Source organism: Seohaeicola saemankumensis (assembly GCF_042678485.1).
Lineage (GTDB): Bacteria > Pseudomonadota > Alphaproteobacteria > Rhodobacterales > Rhodobacteraceae > Seohaeicola > Seohaeicola saemankumensis.
Genome location: NZ_JBHTKR010000005.1, coordinates 178,919 through 193,424 on the forward strand (window position 1 = coordinate 178,919; position 14,506 = coordinate 193,424).

Here is a 14,506-nt window from a genome sequence, read left to right on the forward strand (position 1 = left end):
TCACACGGTCCGCTCGACCATCATCTTCTTGATCTCGGCAATCGCCTTCGCGGGGTTCAGACCCTTGGGGCAGGTCTTGGCGCAGTTCATGATCGTGTGGCAACGATACAGTTTGAACGGATCTTCCAACTCGTCCAGACGCTCGCCCGTCGCCTCGTCGCGGCTGTCGATGATCCAGCGATAGGCATGCAGCAAGGCGGCCGGTCCCAGATACCGATCACCATTCCACCAGTAGCTGGGGCACGAGGTCGAGCAGCAGGCGCACATCACGCATTCATAAAGCCCGTCCAGCTTTTCGCGATCCTCGACCGACTGGCGCCATTCCTTGGCGGGACGGTTGGTCTTGGTCTCGAGCCAGGGCATGATGCTGGCATGCTGGGCATAGAAATGCGTGAGGTCCGGGATCAGGTCCTTGATCACGGGCATATGCGGCAGCGGATAGATTTTCACATCACCCTTCACGTCATCCATGCCATGCAGGCAGGCCAGCGTGTTGATCCCGTCGATGTTCATCGCGCAGGACCCGCAGATCCCCTCGCGGCAAGACCGGCGGAAGGTCAGCGTGGGGTCGATCTCGGATTTGATCTTGATCAGCGCATCCAGGATCATCGGCCCGCAGGTATCCAGATCGACATGATAGGTATCAAGCCGCGGGTTTTCCCCGTCATCGGGGTTCCAGCGGTAGATCTTGAAGGTCCGCAGATTCTTGGCGCCTTCGGGCTTGGGCCAAGTCTTGCCGGTCCGCATCCGGCTGTTCTTCGGCAGTGTCAGTTGCACCATGATGTCTCTCCCGTCACAGAAGGGCTGGCAGGCCATTGGCCAGCAGGCAGGTCAGCGTGTCCGGCCGGGACACGATCGAATTCACAAGCTCCACGGTATTCGCCGTGGGTCCGGTCAGGCTGTCCGCGGCCAACGCCAGCAATTCGCGCGCGGTTGCATTCTGGATGATGCACTCGAGCGCGGGTTCCAGCGGCACGCCGGGGAAGCGTTGCACCAGCACCGGCGTGATCGCGGCGCGGGCGGCGTCGCGGGTCAGCCGGTCCTGATCGGCAGGCGTACAGGCGGCCAGCGTGGCGGCACAAAGCGCCGCCAGACCCAGCCCCCGCAGGGCGCCTATGCCATGGGCAAGGATCAATAGACCCGTGCCTTGGGGGCGATCTTCTTCATGTCGATCCCGCCTTCGGCTTCCTTGGTCAAGGGCTCTGTCACGACCCGGCGATAGCTGAGGTCGACCTTGGTGCCATCGACCCGCGCGATCGTATGCTTGCGCCAGTTGGCATCGTCCCGATCGGGATAATCCTCATGGGCATGGGCGCCGCGCGATTCCTTGCGCGCCTCGGCCCCCACGATGGTGGCCAGCGCGTTCGGCATCAGGTTGGTCAACTCCAGCGTCTCCATCAGGTCGCTGTTCCAGATCAGGCTGCGATCGGTGACCTTGACGTCATCCATCTTGCCCGCGACGGCGGTCATCTTGGCGACACCTTCGGCCAGCGTCTTGTCGGTGCGGAACACGGCCGCATCGGCCTGCATGGTCTTTTGCATCTCAAGACGCAGCTCGGCCGTGCCCACGGTGCCATTCGCATGCCGCAACCCGTCGAAGCGGTTGAAGGCAAAGTCGATCGAGGCCGCGTTCGGCTTGGGATTCGGCGCACCGGCCGTCACGACCTGCCCTGCCTTGATCGCGGCGGCGCGGCCAAAGACCACAAGGTCGATCAGAGAGTTCGAACCAAGGCGGTTCGCCCCATGCACCGAGGCACAGCCCGCCTCGCCCACGGCCATCAGGCCGGGCACGATCCGGTCGGGATCATCCGCGGTGGGGTTCAGCACCTCACCCCAGTAGTTGGTGGGAATACCACCCATGTTGTAATGCACGGTCGGCAGGACCGGGATCGGCTCTTTGGTCACGTCCACGCCTGCGAAGATACGCGCGCTTTCCGAGATGCCGGGCAGGCGCAGATGCAGCGCCTCGGGCGGCAGGTGGTTCAGGTGCAGGTGGATATGGTCACCATCCGGGCCCACGCCGCGACCCTCGCGGATCTCCATCGTCATGCAGCGGCTGACCACATCGCGGCTGGCCAGATCCTTGTAGGTCGGCGCATAGCGTTCCATGAAACGCTCGCCTTCCGAGTTGGTCAGATACCCGCCCTCGCCGCGCGCGCCCTCGGTGATCAGGCAGCCCGCGCCATAGATGCCGGTCGGGTGGAATTGCACGAATTCCATATCCTGCAGCGGCAGACCCTGACGCGCCACCATCCCGTTGCCGTCGCCGGTGCAGGTATGGGCTGATGTGGCGCTGAAATAGGCGCGGCCATAGCCGCCCGTGGCCAGCACCACCATCTTGGCGTTGAACACATGCATCGTGCCATCGTCCAGCTTCCAGCAGACGACACCCTGACACACGCCATCTTCGGACATGATCAGGTCGATGGCGAAATATTCGATATAGAACTCGGCCTTCTGCTTCAGGCTCTGGCCATAGAGCGTGTGCAGGATCGCGTGGCCGGTCCGGTCGGCGGCGGCACAGGTGCGCTGCACCGGCGGGCCTTCACCGAATTCGGTCGTATGCCCGCCGAAGGGGCGCTGATAGATCTTGCCTTCCTCGGTGCGCGAGAACGGCACGCCGTAATGTTCCAGCTCATAGACCGCCTTGGGCGCCTCGCGCGCCAGGTATTCCATGGCATCGGTATCACCCAGCCAGTCGGACCCCTTCACGGTGTCATACATGTGCCACTGCCAGTGATCCGGCCCCATGTTCGACAGGGACGCCGCGATACCGCCCTGTGCGGCCACCGTATGGCTGCGGGTCGGAAAGACCTTGGTCACGCAAGCGGTGCGAAGGCCCTGTTCGGCCATGCCCAGCGTCGCGCGCAGACCGGCGCCACCGGCCCCGACCACCACGACATCATAATCATGGGTCTCGTATTGATAAGCTGCCATTGCAACACTCTCCGAAAGTTAAAGCGCGATCTTCGCGATGGCGAACAACCCGGTGGCGGCCGCGCCATAGCTCAGGCAGGTCACCGCGATGATCACGATTTTCTGTGTCGTCCCGTGGACATAGTCCTCGATCATGGTTTGGGCACCCTCGTTGAAGTGCTTGAAACCCACGATCAGCGTCAGCGCCGCCACGATGGCCGGGAAAGGATGGGCGAAATAGGCCAGCACCTCTTCATGCGGTGCGCCCAGCATCGGCCCGAAGGTAAAGACGAACAGCGGGATCAGGATCAGCAGCGCCACCGAGGACACTTTCATCGACCAGAAATGGGCAGTGCCCGTCTTGGCCGATCCCATTCCCATCGCGCGCTTGCGGTCTGTCAGGTAACGCATCTCTCAGCCCTCTCAGATCACGGCCACGGTCAGCAGGGTCAGCAGAACCGACCCGCCGATCACCGCATAGCCCAGCTTGTAGGCGCTTTCGATATCCAGCATCTTCGCGTTGTCCCAGATCAGGTGCCGGACGCCCGCCAGCGTGTGATACCACAGCGCCCAGAGCGACAGGAACATCACAAGATCCCCGAACCAGCTGGTGATGACCGCATCGGCCAGGGCGAAATATGCGGGCGAGGTCGCCGCCGCCAGGAACCACCACACGATCAGCAGCGCCGCCAGCAGCAGCGCATTGCCGGTGATCCGCGTCAGGATCGAGGTGATCGAGGTCAGTTGCGGGCGATAGATTGACAGGTGCGGCGAAAGCGGGCGATTGCCCCGGTTCACGTCAGCCATGTGTCCCTTCCTTCCTGGGTTGCGAAAGGCCCGCCGCGATTTCTGCACACGACGGTATACTTTCCGATGCCTTTTGCGGCCTTGATACTCTTTTTAGCGGCTCTGTCACGTCAGCACAGCCCCGATATGCATAAAAATACGCGCGAAGTGACGCAACCAGAGCATTCGTGATCACAACAGGTTTCACTGTGATCACAAACCCGCCGCCCGACAGCCCCCAAATGGGAATCATGCCATCACGTGGCGACCGCCCAGATGCCTTTTGTGCAGGACTCCGGCACCAAAACCCGCCCGGCCGCGGTGAAAGCCCCGGCCATTTTTGTGATCACATCGGCATCAGCGCCCAATAGTCCAGATCCAGCAGCACATGCGGCTGGTACTTGCCATCGTCGCTTTTCAGCCGGAATGCCCCCGCTGCATTCGTCGCCACCAGGCGCAGGCGGATCGCGCCGACGCCGGGCGCCGATGTCTCGGCCTTGTCCAGAACCTCGGACCAGGCGCGGATCGTGTCACCGCTGAAACAGGGGTTGGCATGCGCGCCCGCGTTCAGCCCCACGATCATCTGCGCATTGGCCAGACCGTTGAACGACAGCGCGCGCGCCATGCTGATCACATGACCGCCATAGATCAACCGCCGCCCGTCGGCGCGGTTGGTGGCATCGAAATGCACCTTGGCCGTGTTCTGCCACAGCCGCGTGGCAATCATGTGCTCGGCTTCTTCGATCGTCACGCCGTCCACATGGTCGATCGTCTCGCCGATCTCGTAATCGCTCCAGCGATGCGGCTCGCCGGACAGGGTGAAATCGTAATTGGTTAAATCCAGCCCCTCGGGCACCACCAGTTGATCGGGCGTCAGCACCGGTGCCAACTGCGGCACGACCGTTTCGGGCGCGGGTGCATCGGTGTTGTTCTTGCGCACCATCACCCAGCGCACATAGTCCAGAACCACCTCGCCCCGCTGGTTCAGGCCGCGCGTACGCACATAGACCACGCCGGACTGTCCGTTGGAATTCTGCTTCAGCCCGATCACCTCGGAGCTGGAGCGGATCGTATCGCCCGCATAGACCGGACGCAGCCAGCGGCCCTGCGCGTAGCCCAGATTGGCAATGGCGTTCAGCGACACATCGGGCACGGTCTTGCCAAAGACGATGTGAAACGCCGCCAGATCGTCCAGCGGGCTTTGCGGCAATCCGCAGGAGCGCGCGAATTCATCCGACGAATACAGCGCATGCCGCGCGGGATAGAGCGCATGATAAAGCGCCCTTTCCCCGCCCGACACAGTACGCGGCACGGCATGGTCGATCACCTGACCGATGCTGTAATCCTCAAAGAAGCGTCCTGCGGTCGTCTTGATCGGCACCACGTGAAATTGCGGGGCTTTCATTTACTGCTCTCCCAGCTTGAGATCGGGCGAATAGGTGCCGGGCACGTCCTTGATCACGGCCTGTCCGCAGCGCATCACGCCATTGGCCGCATCAAAAGCATAGGTCGGGCTGCCATGCAGCACCCAGCCGGCGTTCAGGGCCCGCGTCACCTTGTGACAGAATGCATCGGTGTCATCGGCGGTCAGGAAACGATAAAGCTGCATGGGATCACCCCGGGAATGGCCAGACACCCAGCCACGCATGGATCGCTGTCATGACCCCGAACAGGACCAGCGTGATCACGACCAGCAGGATGTCTTTCTTTGCCTCGCCCGGTGCAGGGCGCACCCAGACTTCGGAACGGTTGATCAGGATGACAGATGCCACCGCCCAGGCCAGCATGCCCCCGAACAGGATGATCGAGGCCAGATCCCCGTTTACCAGCAGATGCGCCACCGCCCAGATCTTGACCGCCGTCAGTTGCGGATGGCGCATCTTGCCACGCAAGCGGCCCTTGGTGGCGCTCATCCCGTAGACGAAGACCGCAACCAGCATCATCAGATTGTTCAGGTGCACCGTCCATGTGGGCGGAGCCCAGACATGGATGAAATCAGCGCCGCGATAGCCGAAGATCATCATCAGAAGGCTGGCCACGATGGCCGCGGCCACCACCGCCTTGCCCCTGTCGCCCATCGGCGCACGCAGGCCGGGGGCCAGGCGCTTGAAGAAATGGGCCGCGGCCCAGAGGATCACACCGAGGGTCAGCAGGAACATGAAAGATATCTCCGATCAGAGGGATGAAATGGCCGAGGCCATGGCAAGGATCTTCTTTGCGGTCTCGACATGCAGGTTTTCGACGATCTTGCCATCCACGACGGCAACACCCTGACCGCTGGCCTCGACCTCTTCATAGGCGGCGATCTGGCGGCGCGCCAGATCGATCTCGGCCTCGGACGGGGCAAAGGCGGTATTGGTCACATCCACCTGTGCCGGGTGGATCAGGGTCTTGCCGTCAAACCCCATGTCGCGGCCCTGCTCGCATTCGGCACGCAGGCCGTCATCATCCTTGAACTGGTTGTAGACACCATCAATCGCGATCACCCCATGGGCGCGGGCCGCCATCAGGATGGTCTGCAAGGCCATCTGCATCGGCAGACGGTCAGCCCGGTAGCGGCAGTTCAGCTCTTTCGCCAGATCGTTGGTGCCTGCGACGAAGCCGGTCAGCTGCGGATGAGCGGCGATCTCGGCCGCGTTCAGGATGCCCAGCGGCGTTTCCATCATCGCCCAGATCGGCGTCCCGTTGCCCAGCAGGTCGGACAGCGCCTGCACGTCGGCTGCGGAATTCACCTTGGGAAGCAGGAACACATCCGCGCCGGCATCGCGCAGCGCCTCGACATCGCCGGCGCCCCATTCCGTATCAAGCCCGTTGATGCGGATGATCTTGACGCGTGCGCCATAGCCGCCGACCGCCAGCGCCTGTGCCAGCGTCGCGCGCGCCTCGACCTTGGCATCGGGCGTCACCGCGTCTTCCAGGTCGAATATGATCGCATCGACGGGCAGTTCGCGCGCCTTGTCCAGCGCACGCTCCTTCGAGCCGGGGATATACAGAACCGAGCGATAGGGGCGAATGTCCATGGCCTGAGTCTTCCTTGTAATAATCTTGCGCAGAGATGGCATTTTTTGGTGTAAACCTTCAAGGCTATTCGTGCCGCGATGCAGAAAAAAGCGCATGCCATGGGATACTGTCGGCAAGATGCCTGCGCCGCGCGTGCTGTTAACTTCAATGAAATCCTTCTGGTGCAGCCTGTGGTCCATGCGATCATGGAAAGGGCAAACCGATGGCATATGAACGGACGATACTGACGACTGGTGTGGTTCTGCTGACCTTGGCCCTGGCCACCATGGCCCCCGCCGCGGACCCCCGCAACGCCGCCAACTGCGCCCCGCGCGACAAGGTCGTGGAACGGCTGGCCGGCACCTACGGGGAAACCCGCCGCTCGATCGGCCTTGGCGCCAACAACGCACTGATCGAAGTGTATGCCAGCGATGACAGCGGCTCCTGGACGATCACGGAAACGCTGCCGTCTGGTCTGACCTGCCTTGTCGCCTCGGGGCAGGCCTTTGAAACCCTGGCCGACACGCCCCCCGCCACGGGCAAGGGTGCTTGACCGACACCCGACCGGGATCAGGTCAGCGCATCCCAGATCAGCTTGATCCCGGTGATGGTCAGCAAGATGTAGGTCAGCGCGAAAAAGGCGCGTTCCGGCACCATGTGATGCGCCTTCACGCCCAGCCATGCCCCCAGCAGCGCGACGGGCGCCAGGAACAGATCGGCCAGCAGCGTCTCGGCCGTGAATATGCCCAGGAAGGCGTAAGGAATGAACTTGGCGATATTGACCGCCCAGAAGACGATCACGGTCGTCGCCTGATAGGGCGTCTTGCCCAGCTTGCGCGACAGCAGCCATACCGCGGCCGGCGGCCCGCCCGCGTGGCTGACGAAACTGGTGAAGCCGGCGGTGGCCCCGGCCAGCGCCCCGGCCCACAGCGGCAATTCGGCGCGCGCCGCGCGGATCAGGCCCAGTTTCAGCCCCATCTGCCATACCACGAACCCGACCGATATCACGCCGATCAGCAGCCGGAACACATCCGCATCGGCAATCGTGTAAAGCCAGGCCCCCAGCGCCACACCGGGCAGCGCGCCCAGGATCAGCAGCTTCGCGTCAGGCGCGCTCCATTTCTTCCAGTAGGGGCGCAGGTTCGCCACATCCATCAGCATCAGGAGCGGCAACATGATGCCCAGCGCCTGCCCCGGCTCAAGCGCGACAGCCAGAATCGACGCAGCGGCAAAAGCCGCGCCCGATCCGAACCCGCCCTTCGAGATCCCGGCGAACAGAACCGCCGGTATCGCTACCATGAAAAACTGCGCGTCCAGCTCCATCCTTGGCCCTGATCCCGAAAATTGCGCCCTGTCACGCATTTAGCCCCATCGCGCGGCAGGGAACAGCCCCCCTTGCCGCCGCAGCGCAGCGCAGCACTCTTGCGCGACGACGCGGAAGCGACTAGGCCATGCGGCAAATTCAACCAAGCGGAGACAGTTCCAATGGCCAGACCCAAGATTGCCCTCATCGGCGCCGGACAGATCGGGGGCACGCTTGCCCACCTCGCCGCGCTGAAAGAGCTGGGCGACATCGTCCTGTTCGACATCGCCGAGGGCACACCCGAAGGCAAGGCGCTCGACATCGCGGAATCCGGCCCCTCCGAAGGGTTCGACGCGGCGCTGCGCGGCACCCAGTCCTATGAGGATATCGCGGGCGCGGATGTCTGCATCGTCACCGCCGGTGTCCCCCGCAAGCCGGGCATGAGCCGCGATGACCTGCTGGGCATCAACCTCAAGGTCATGAAATCCGTGGGCGAAGGCATTGCCGCGCATGCCCCCGACGCATTCGTCATCTGCATCACCAACCCGCTGGATGCGATGGTCTGGGCGCTGCGCGAATTCTCGGGCCTGCCGCACAACAAGGTCTGCGGCATGGCGGGCGTTCTGGACTCTGCGCGCTTCCGCCACTTCCTGAGCCTGGAATTCGGCGTGTCGATGCGCGATGTCACCGCCTTCGTGCTGGGCGGCCATGGCGATACGATGGTGCCGCTGGTGCGCTACTCCACCGTGGCCGGCATCCCGCTGCCCGACCTGGTGAAGATGGGCTGGACCACGCAGGACAAGCTGGACGCGATCGTGCAGCGTACCCGTGATGGCGGCGCCGAGATCGTGGGCCTGCTGAAGACCGGTTCGGCCTTCTACGCCCCCGCCACCAGCGCCATCGAAATGGCCGAAGCCTATCTGAAAGACCAAAAGCGCGTTCTGCCCTGCGCGGCCTATGTGGATGGCGCCTACGGCCTCAAGGGTTTCTACGTCGGCGTGCCCACCGTGATCGGTGCCGGTGGCGTCGAGAAGGTCGTGGATATCACGATGAACAAGGACGAACAGGCGATGTTCGACAAATCGGTCGACGCCGTCAAAGGTCTGGTCGCCGCCTGCAAGGAAATCGACCCCTCGCTGGCGTGATCGGTTTCCACCACAGGTTTCGCGCGCGAAACCGCTGTCATATCCTGTCAGGGCTGGCCATGCGCCGGCCCTGATTCTTTGGCGAACATGCCAAATGCCGCGAGTCCAGTTTGTGATCACAGATTTTGAGCGTGTGATCACAAACACGCAAAATATCGCGCAAAACCCGGAAAACCCAAGAAAACCGTTTATTTCCTGCCGCATCCTGTGCCAAACCCCGGCGCAATCGCAGCAAGACGGGACAATTTCATGAACATTCATGAGTATCAGGCGAAGGCCCTCCTTCGCACCTACGGCGCCCCGGTCTCGGACGGACGTGTCGTCTTCCGGGCCGAAGAAGCCAAAACCGCCGCAGGCGAGCTGGACGGACCCCTCTGGGTCGTGAAAGCCCAGATCCACGCGGGCGGACGCGGCAAGGGCAAGTTCAAGGAAGCTGACGCCGGCGAAAAGGGCGGTGTCCGTCTTGCCAAATCAGTCGAGGAAGCCGCCGAAGAAGCCAAGAAGATGCTGGGTCGCACCCTTGTGACCCACCAGACCGGCCCCGTGGGCAAGCAGGTCAACCGCGTCTATATCGAAGACGGATCTGGCATCCAGACCGAGCTTTACCTGGCGCTTCTGGTCGATCGCCAGACCAGCCGCATCTCGTTCGTCTGCTCGACCGAAGGCGGCATGGACATCGAGGAAGTGGCCGCATCCACACCCGAAAAGATCCTGTCCTTCAGCGTCGATCCGGCCACCGGCTACCAGGGTTTCCATGGCCGCCGCATCGCCTTCTCGCTGGGTCTGGAAGGCGCGCAGGTCAAGCAGTGCGTCGGCCTGATGGGCCTGCTCTACAAAGCCTTCGTCGAGAAGGACATGGAGATGCTGGAGATCAACCCGCTGATCGTCACCGACAAGGGCGACCTGAAGGTGCTGGACGCCAAGGTCAGCTTTGACGGCAACGCCGTCTATCGCCATGCCGATGTCGCCGCCCTGCGCGACGAGACGGAAGAAGACCCCAAGGAACTGGCCGCATCGAAATACGACCTGAACTACATCGCGCTGGACGGCGAGATCGGGTGCATGGTCAACGGCGCGGGCCTGGCGATGGCCACCATGGACATCATCAAGCTTTACGGCGCCGAACCTGCCAACTTCCTGGACGTGGGTGGTGGCGCCACCAAGGAAAAGGTGACCGAGGCGTTCAAGATCATCACCTCTGACCCGAATGTCAAAGGCATCCTGGTCAACATTTTCGGCGGCATCATGCGCTGCGACGTGATCGCCGAGGGCGTGATCGCCGCGGTCAAGGAAGTGGGCCTGAAAGTGCCGCTGGTCGTGCGTCTTGAGGGCACGAACGTGGACAAGGGCAAGGAAATCATCCGCAACTCCGGTCTGGATGTGATCGCGGCAGACGACCTGCGCGATGGCGCCGAAAAGATCGTCAAAGCGGTGAAGGGATAAGAGCATGGCAGTCCTCGTCAACGAAAACACACGCGTCATCTGCCAGGGCTTCACCGGCTCGCAGGGCACGTTCCATTCCGAACAGGCGATTGCCTATGGCACCCAGATGGTCGGCGGCGTGACACCGGGCAAAGGTGGCTCCACCCACCTGAACCTGCCTGTCTTCAACTCGGTCCATGAGGCCAAGCACGTGACCGAAGCCAACGCATCGGTGATCTACGTGCCGCCCCCCTTCGCGGCCGACTCGATCCTGGAAGCGATCGACGCCGAGATGGAGCTGATCGTCTGCATCACCGAAGGCATTCCGGTGCTGGACATGATGAAGGTCAAGCGCGCGCTGGAGGGTTCCAAATCCCGCCTGATCGGGCCGAACTGCCCCGGCGTGATCACACCCGGCGCCTGCAAGATCGGCATCATGCCGGGCCATATCCACAAGCGCGGATCGGTCGGTGTCGTATCCCGTTCGGGCACCCTGACCTATGAGGCGGTCAAGCAGACCTCCGACAGCGGCCTGGGCCAGTCCTCGGCCGTGGGCATCGGCGGTGACCCGATCAAGGGGACCGAGCATATCGACGTGCTGGAAATGTTCCTGGCCGACCCCGAAACCCAGTCGATCATCATGATCGGCGAAATCGGCGGTTCCGCGGAAGAAGAAGCGGCGCAGTTCCTCAAGGACGAGAAGAAGCGTGGCCGCTGGAAACCGACCGCCGGTTTCATCGCGGGCCGCACCGCGCCGAAAGGCCGCCGCATGGGCCATGCCGGCGCCATCGTGGCCGGTGGCAAGGGCGACGCCGAAAGCAAGATCGAGGCGATGAAATCCGCCGGGATCATCGTGGCCGACAGCCCCGCAGGTCTGGGCGAAGCCGTGCTGAAAGCCATCGGCTAAACCGCTTATCAACAACCCCGGCGGTATACCGCCGGGGTTTTCCCACGTTCAGGTGACATCATGACCGAGCAATCCCCCAACGACATCTTCCACGCCTCCAGCTTCATGCAGGGGCATAACGCGGAATACCTGGAACAGCTTTACGCGCGCTACGCGGCCGACCCGAACGCGGTCGACGAGGCGTGGCAGGCGTTCTTCCGGGCAATGGGCGACACCGACCATGATGTGAAACGCGAGGCCGCAGGCCCCAGCTGGGCCCGCGCCGACTGGCCGCCCGCACCGGCGGACGAGCTGACCTCCGCGCTGGACGGGCAATGGCCCGCCCCGGCGGAAACCCGTGCTGCCGGACAGAAGATCGCGGCCAAGGCGGCCGAAGTGGGTGTCAAGGTCACCGACGATCAGGTCAAGCGCGCCGTGCTGGATTCCGTGCGCGCCCTGATGATCATCCGCGCCTACCGGATCCGCGGCCATCTGGCCGCCGATCTGGATCCGCTGGGCCTGCGCGAACCGACCCCGCATCCCGAACTTGACCCGAAATCCTACGGCTTTTCTGACGCCGACATGGACCGGCCCATCTTCATCGACAATGTGCTGGGTCTTCAGATCGCGTCGATGCGCCAGATCCTGGACATCGTGAAGCGGACCTATTGCGGCACCTTCGCGCTGCAGTACATGCATATCTCGGACCCCGAGCAATCGGCCTGGCTGAAGGAACGGATCGAGGGTTACGGCAAGGAAATCACCTTCACCCGCGAAGGCCGTCGCGCCATTCTGAACAAGCTGGTCGAGGCCGAGGGCTTCGAGAAGTTCCTCCATGTCAAATACATGGGTACCAAGCGTTTCGGCCTGGATGGCGGCGAAAGCCTGATCCCCGCGATGGAGCAGATCATCAAGCGCGGCGGCAACCTTGGCGTCAAGGAAATCGTCATCGGCATGCCCCACCGGGGCCGCCTGTCGGTTCTGGCCAATGTGATGGGTAAACCGTACCGCGCGATCTTCAACGAATTCCAGGGCGGCAGCTTCAAGCCCGAGGACGTGGATGGATCGGGCGATGTGAAATATCACCTCGGCGCGTCCAGCGACCGCGAATTCGACGGCAACGAGGTGCACCTGTCGCTGACGGCAAACCCCTCGCACCTGGAAGCGGTCAACCCCGTGGTGCTGGGCAAGGTGCGCGCCAAGCAGGCGCAGATGAACGACGCGGACCGGTCCAAGGTGCTGCCCGTGCTTCTGCATGGTGACGCGGCCTTTGCGGGCCAGGGTGTCGTGGCCGAATGTTTCGCACTTTCGGGCCTGGTCGGTCACAAGACCGGCGGCACGATGCATATCGTGGTGAACAACCAGATCGGTTTCACCACCGCGCCGCATTTCAGCCGCTCCAGCCCCTATCCCACCGATAACGCGCTGGTGGTCGAGGCGCCGATCTTCCACGTGAACGGCGACGATCCCGAGGCCGTGGTCCATGCCGCCAAGGTCGCCACCGAATTCCGTCAGCTGTTCCACAAGGACGTGGTGCTGGACATCATCTGCTACCGTCGCTTCGGTCATAACGAAGGCGACGAGCCGATGTTCACCAACCCGGTGATGTACAACAAGATCAAGAAGCAAAAGACCACGCTCACGCTTTACACCGAGCGCCTGGTCAAGGATGGCCTGATCCCCGAAGGCGAGATCGAGGATATGAAGGCCGCATTCCAGGCCCGCCTGAACGAGGAATTCGAGGCCGGCAAGGATTACAAGCCCAACAAGGCCGACTGGCTGGACGGGCGCTGGTCGCACCTGGACCGCCGTGACCAGAAGAAATACCAGCGCGGCAAGACCGCGATCAAACCAGAGACCCTGCAGCAGATCGGCGAGGCGCTGACCCGCGCACCGGCAGGTTTTCCCATGCACAAGACGGTCGAACGGCTGCTGGAAACCCGCAAGAAGATGTTCGACACCGGCGAGGGTTTCGACTGGGCCACGGGCGAGGCGGCGGCCTTCGGGTCGCTGCTGCTGGAAGGCTACCCCGTCCGTCTTTCGGGTCAGGACAGCACGCGCGGCACCTTCAGCCAGCGCCACTCGGCCCTGATCAACCAGGACACTGAAGAACGCCACTATCCGCTGAACCACATCCGCGAAGGGCAGGCCCGCTACGAGGTCATCGACTCGATGCTGTCGGAATACGCGGTGCTGGGGTTTGAATACGGCTATTCGCTGTCCGAACCCAACGCCCTGGTGATGTGGGAAGCCCAGTTCGGCGATTTCGCCAACGGCGCGCAGATCATGTTCGACCAGTTCATCAGCTCGGGCGAAAGCAAATGGCTGCGGATGTCGGGCCTGGTGTGCCTGCTGCCGCATGGCTACGAGGGGCAGGGCCCGGAACATTCCAGCGCCCGCCTTGAACGCTTCCTGCAGATGTGTGGACAGGACAACTGGATCGTGGCCAATTGCACCACTCCGGCCAACTATTTCCACATCCTGCGTCGCCAGCTGCACCGGACCTTCCGCAAGCCGCTGATCCTGATGACCCCGAAATCCCTGCTGCGTCACAAGCTGGCGATCTCGGATGCGGATGATTTCACCACCGGGTCCAGCTTCCACCGCGTGCTGTGGGACGATGCCGAAAAGGGTCATTCCGACACCAAGCTGGCGGCCGATGACAAGATCAAGCGCGTCGTCATGTGTTCGGGCAAGGTCTATTACGACCTGCTGGAAGAACGCGACGCCCGCGGGATTGATGACATCTACCTGCTGCGGATCGAACAATTCTACCCCTTCCCGGCGATGAGCCTGGTGCGCGAACTGGAACGCTTCAAGGATGCCGAGATGGTCTGGTGCCAGGAAGAGCCCAAGAACCAGGGCGCCTGGACCTTCATCGAACCGAATATCGAATGGGTTCTGGGCCGCATCAATGCCCGGCATCAGCGCCCGGTCTATGTGGGCCGCGCCGCCAGCGCCTCGCCCGCGACGGGCCTGGCCTCGACCCACAAAGCACAACAACAGGCGCTGGTTGACGAAGCGCTGACCATCAAAGGGAATTAACCG

General features: G+C 62.8%; 15 protein-coding genes. 5 read left to right on the forward strand and 10 right to left on the reverse strand.

The window, feature by feature from the left end; all coding sequences use genetic code 11:
- From ACFQ3C_RS13130 to ACFQ3C_RS13170, 9 genes are all read right to left on the reverse strand, one after another.
- The gene (locus ACFQ3C_RS13130) at positions 1-780 is read right to left on the reverse strand and encodes a succinate dehydrogenase iron-sulfur subunit (RefSeq protein ID WP_375573128.1); all 780 of its coding nucleotides are present in this window, start codon (positions 778-780) and stop codon (positions 1-3) included.
- 13 nt (positions 781-793) lie between these two features.
- The gene (locus tag ACFQ3C_RS13135) at positions 794-1,135 is read right to left on the reverse strand and encodes a hypothetical protein (RefSeq protein WP_380792596.1); all 342 of its coding nucleotides are present in this window, start codon (positions 1,133-1,135) and stop codon (positions 794-796) included.
- Positions 1,132-2,937, reverse strand: a complete 1,806-nt coding sequence (gene sdhA, locus ACFQ3C_RS13140) for a succinate dehydrogenase flavoprotein subunit (protein WP_380792599.1) — start codon at positions 2,935-2,937, stop codon at positions 1,132-1,134. The genes ACFQ3C_RS13135 and sdhA overlap by 4 nt, the downstream gene beginning before the upstream one ends.
- A gap of 18 nt (positions 2,938-2,955) precedes the next feature.
- Positions 2,956-3,327 carry a succinate dehydrogenase, hydrophobic membrane anchor protein gene (sdhD, locus tag ACFQ3C_RS13145; protein WP_380792602.1) on the reverse strand — a complete coding sequence of 124 codons (372 nt, stop codon included), beginning with the start codon at positions 3,325-3,327 and terminating at the stop codon, positions 2,956-2,958.
- Positions 3,328-3,339: 12 nt separating this feature from the next.
- Positions 3,340-3,723 (reverse strand): succinate dehydrogenase, cytochrome b556 subunit, encoded by a 384-nt coding sequence (gene sdhC / locus ACFQ3C_RS13150; protein ID WP_380792604.1) that lies wholly within the window; start codon positions 3,721-3,723, stop codon positions 3,340-3,342.
- Between the two features lie 325 nt (positions 3,724-4,048).
- Complete coding sequence (locus ACFQ3C_RS13155; protein WP_380792607.1) at positions 4,049-5,107, reverse strand: MaoC family dehydratase; 1,059 nt, start codon at positions 5,105-5,107, stop codon at positions 4,049-4,051.
- The gene (locus ACFQ3C_RS13160; RefSeq protein ID WP_380792610.1) at positions 5,108-5,311 is read right to left on the reverse strand and encodes a DUF1737 domain-containing protein; all 204 of its coding nucleotides are present in this window, start codon (positions 5,309-5,311) and stop codon (positions 5,108-5,110) included.
- Between the two features lie 4 nt (positions 5,312-5,315).
- Complete coding sequence (locus tag ACFQ3C_RS13165) at positions 5,316-5,861, reverse strand: NnrU family protein (RefSeq protein ID WP_380792612.1); 546 nt, start codon at positions 5,859-5,861, stop codon at positions 5,316-5,318.
- A gap of 15 nt (positions 5,862-5,876) precedes the next feature.
- Positions 5,877-6,722 (reverse strand): HpcH/HpaI aldolase/citrate lyase family protein, encoded by an 846-nt coding sequence (locus ACFQ3C_RS13170; protein ID WP_380792616.1) that lies wholly within the window; start codon positions 6,720-6,722, stop codon positions 5,877-5,879.
- Between the two features lie 203 nt (positions 6,723-6,925).
- On the opposite strand from ACFQ3C_RS13170, the gene ACFQ3C_RS13175 reads away from it, so the two are divergent.
- A complete protein-coding gene (locus tag ACFQ3C_RS13175; RefSeq protein ID WP_380792619.1) occupies positions 6,926-7,255 on the forward strand; it encodes a hypothetical protein in 330 nt (109 codons plus the stop codon).
- Positions 7,256-7,272: 17 nt separating this feature from the next.
- Here the strand turns inward: ACFQ3C_RS13175 and ACFQ3C_RS13180 are convergent, their stop codons facing one another.
- The gene (locus ACFQ3C_RS13180; RefSeq protein ID WP_380792622.1) at positions 7,273-8,001 is read right to left on the reverse strand and encodes a sulfite exporter TauE/SafE family protein; all 729 of its coding nucleotides are present in this window, start codon (positions 7,999-8,001) and stop codon (positions 7,273-7,275) included.
- Positions 8,002-8,187: 186 nt separating this feature from the next.
- On the opposite strand from ACFQ3C_RS13180, the gene mdh reads away from it, so the two are divergent.
- The 4 genes from mdh (at position 8,188) to ACFQ3C_RS13200 (ending at position 14,503) form a co-directional block, all read left to right on the forward strand.
- Complete coding sequence (gene mdh / locus ACFQ3C_RS13185) at positions 8,188-9,150, forward strand: malate dehydrogenase (RefSeq protein WP_380792625.1); 963 nt, start codon at positions 8,188-8,190, stop codon at positions 9,148-9,150.
- Between the two features lie 249 nt (positions 9,151-9,399).
- Positions 9,400-10,593, forward strand: a complete 1,194-nt coding sequence (gene sucC / locus ACFQ3C_RS13190) for an ADP-forming succinate--CoA ligase subunit beta (protein WP_380792628.1) — start codon at positions 9,400-9,402, stop codon at positions 10,591-10,593.
- Between the two features lie 4 nt (positions 10,594-10,597).
- A complete protein-coding gene (sucD, locus tag ACFQ3C_RS13195) occupies positions 10,598-11,479 on the forward strand; it encodes a succinate--CoA ligase subunit alpha (RefSeq protein WP_380792631.1) in 882 nt (293 codons plus the stop codon).
- 60 nt (positions 11,480-11,539) lie between these two features.
- Positions 11,540-14,503, forward strand: a complete 2,964-nt coding sequence (locus tag ACFQ3C_RS13200) for a 2-oxoglutarate dehydrogenase E1 component (protein ID WP_380792634.1) — start codon at positions 11,540-11,542, stop codon at positions 14,501-14,503.
- The last annotated feature ends 3 nt before the right edge of the window (positions 14,504-14,506 follow it).

Excerpts from the sequence above, each read along its gene's own strand:
- ACFQ3C_RS13170 (WP_380792616.1), bottom strand. The coding sequence starts at position 6,722 with ATGGACATTCGCCCCTATCGCTCGGTTCTGTATATCCCCGGCTCGAAG.
- sucD (WP_380792631.1), top strand. The coding sequence starts at position 10,598 with ATGGCAGTCCTCGTCAACGAAAACACACGCGTCATCTGCCAGGGCTTC.
- ACFQ3C_RS13160 (WP_380792610.1), bottom strand. The coding sequence starts at position 5,311 with ATGCAGCTTTATCGTTTCCTGACCGCCGATGACACCGATGCATTCTGT.
- ACFQ3C_RS13155 (WP_380792607.1), bottom strand. The coding sequence starts at position 5,107 with ATGAAAGCCCCGCAATTTCACGTGGTGCCGATCAAGACGACCGCAGGA.
- sdhD (WP_380792602.1), bottom strand. The coding sequence starts at position 3,327 with ATGCGTTACCTGACAGACCGCAAGCGCGCGATGGGAATGGGATCGGCC.
- ACFQ3C_RS13130 (WP_375573128.1), bottom strand. The coding sequence starts at position 780 with ATGGTGCAACTGACACTGCCGAAGAACAGCCGGATGCGGACCGGCAAG.
- sucC (WP_380792628.1), top strand. The coding sequence starts at position 9,400 with ATGAACATTCATGAGTATCAGGCGAAGGCCCTCCTTCGCACCTACGGC.
- ACFQ3C_RS13200 (WP_380792634.1), top strand. The coding sequence starts at position 11,540 with ATGACCGAGCAATCCCCCAACGACATCTTCCACGCCTCCAGCTTCATG.
- sdhC (WP_380792604.1), bottom strand. The coding sequence starts at position 3,723 with ATGGCTGACGTGAACCGGGGCAATCGCCCGCTTTCGCCGCACCTGTCA.
- sdhA (WP_380792599.1), bottom strand. The coding sequence starts at position 2,937 with ATGGCAGCTTATCAATACGAGACCCATGATTATGATGTCGTGGTGGTC.
- mdh (WP_380792625.1), top strand. The coding sequence starts at position 8,188 with ATGGCCAGACCCAAGATTGCCCTCATCGGCGCCGGACAGATCGGGGGC.
- ACFQ3C_RS13175 (WP_380792619.1), top strand. The coding sequence starts at position 6,926 with ATGGCATATGAACGGACGATACTGACGACTGGTGTGGTTCTGCTGACC.
- ACFQ3C_RS13165 (WP_380792612.1), bottom strand. The coding sequence starts at position 5,861 with ATGTTCCTGCTGACCCTCGGTGTGATCCTCTGGGCCGCGGCCCATTTC.
- ACFQ3C_RS13180 (WP_380792622.1), bottom strand. The coding sequence starts at position 8,001 with ATGGTAGCGATACCGGCGGTTCTGTTCGCCGGGATCTCGAAGGGCGGG.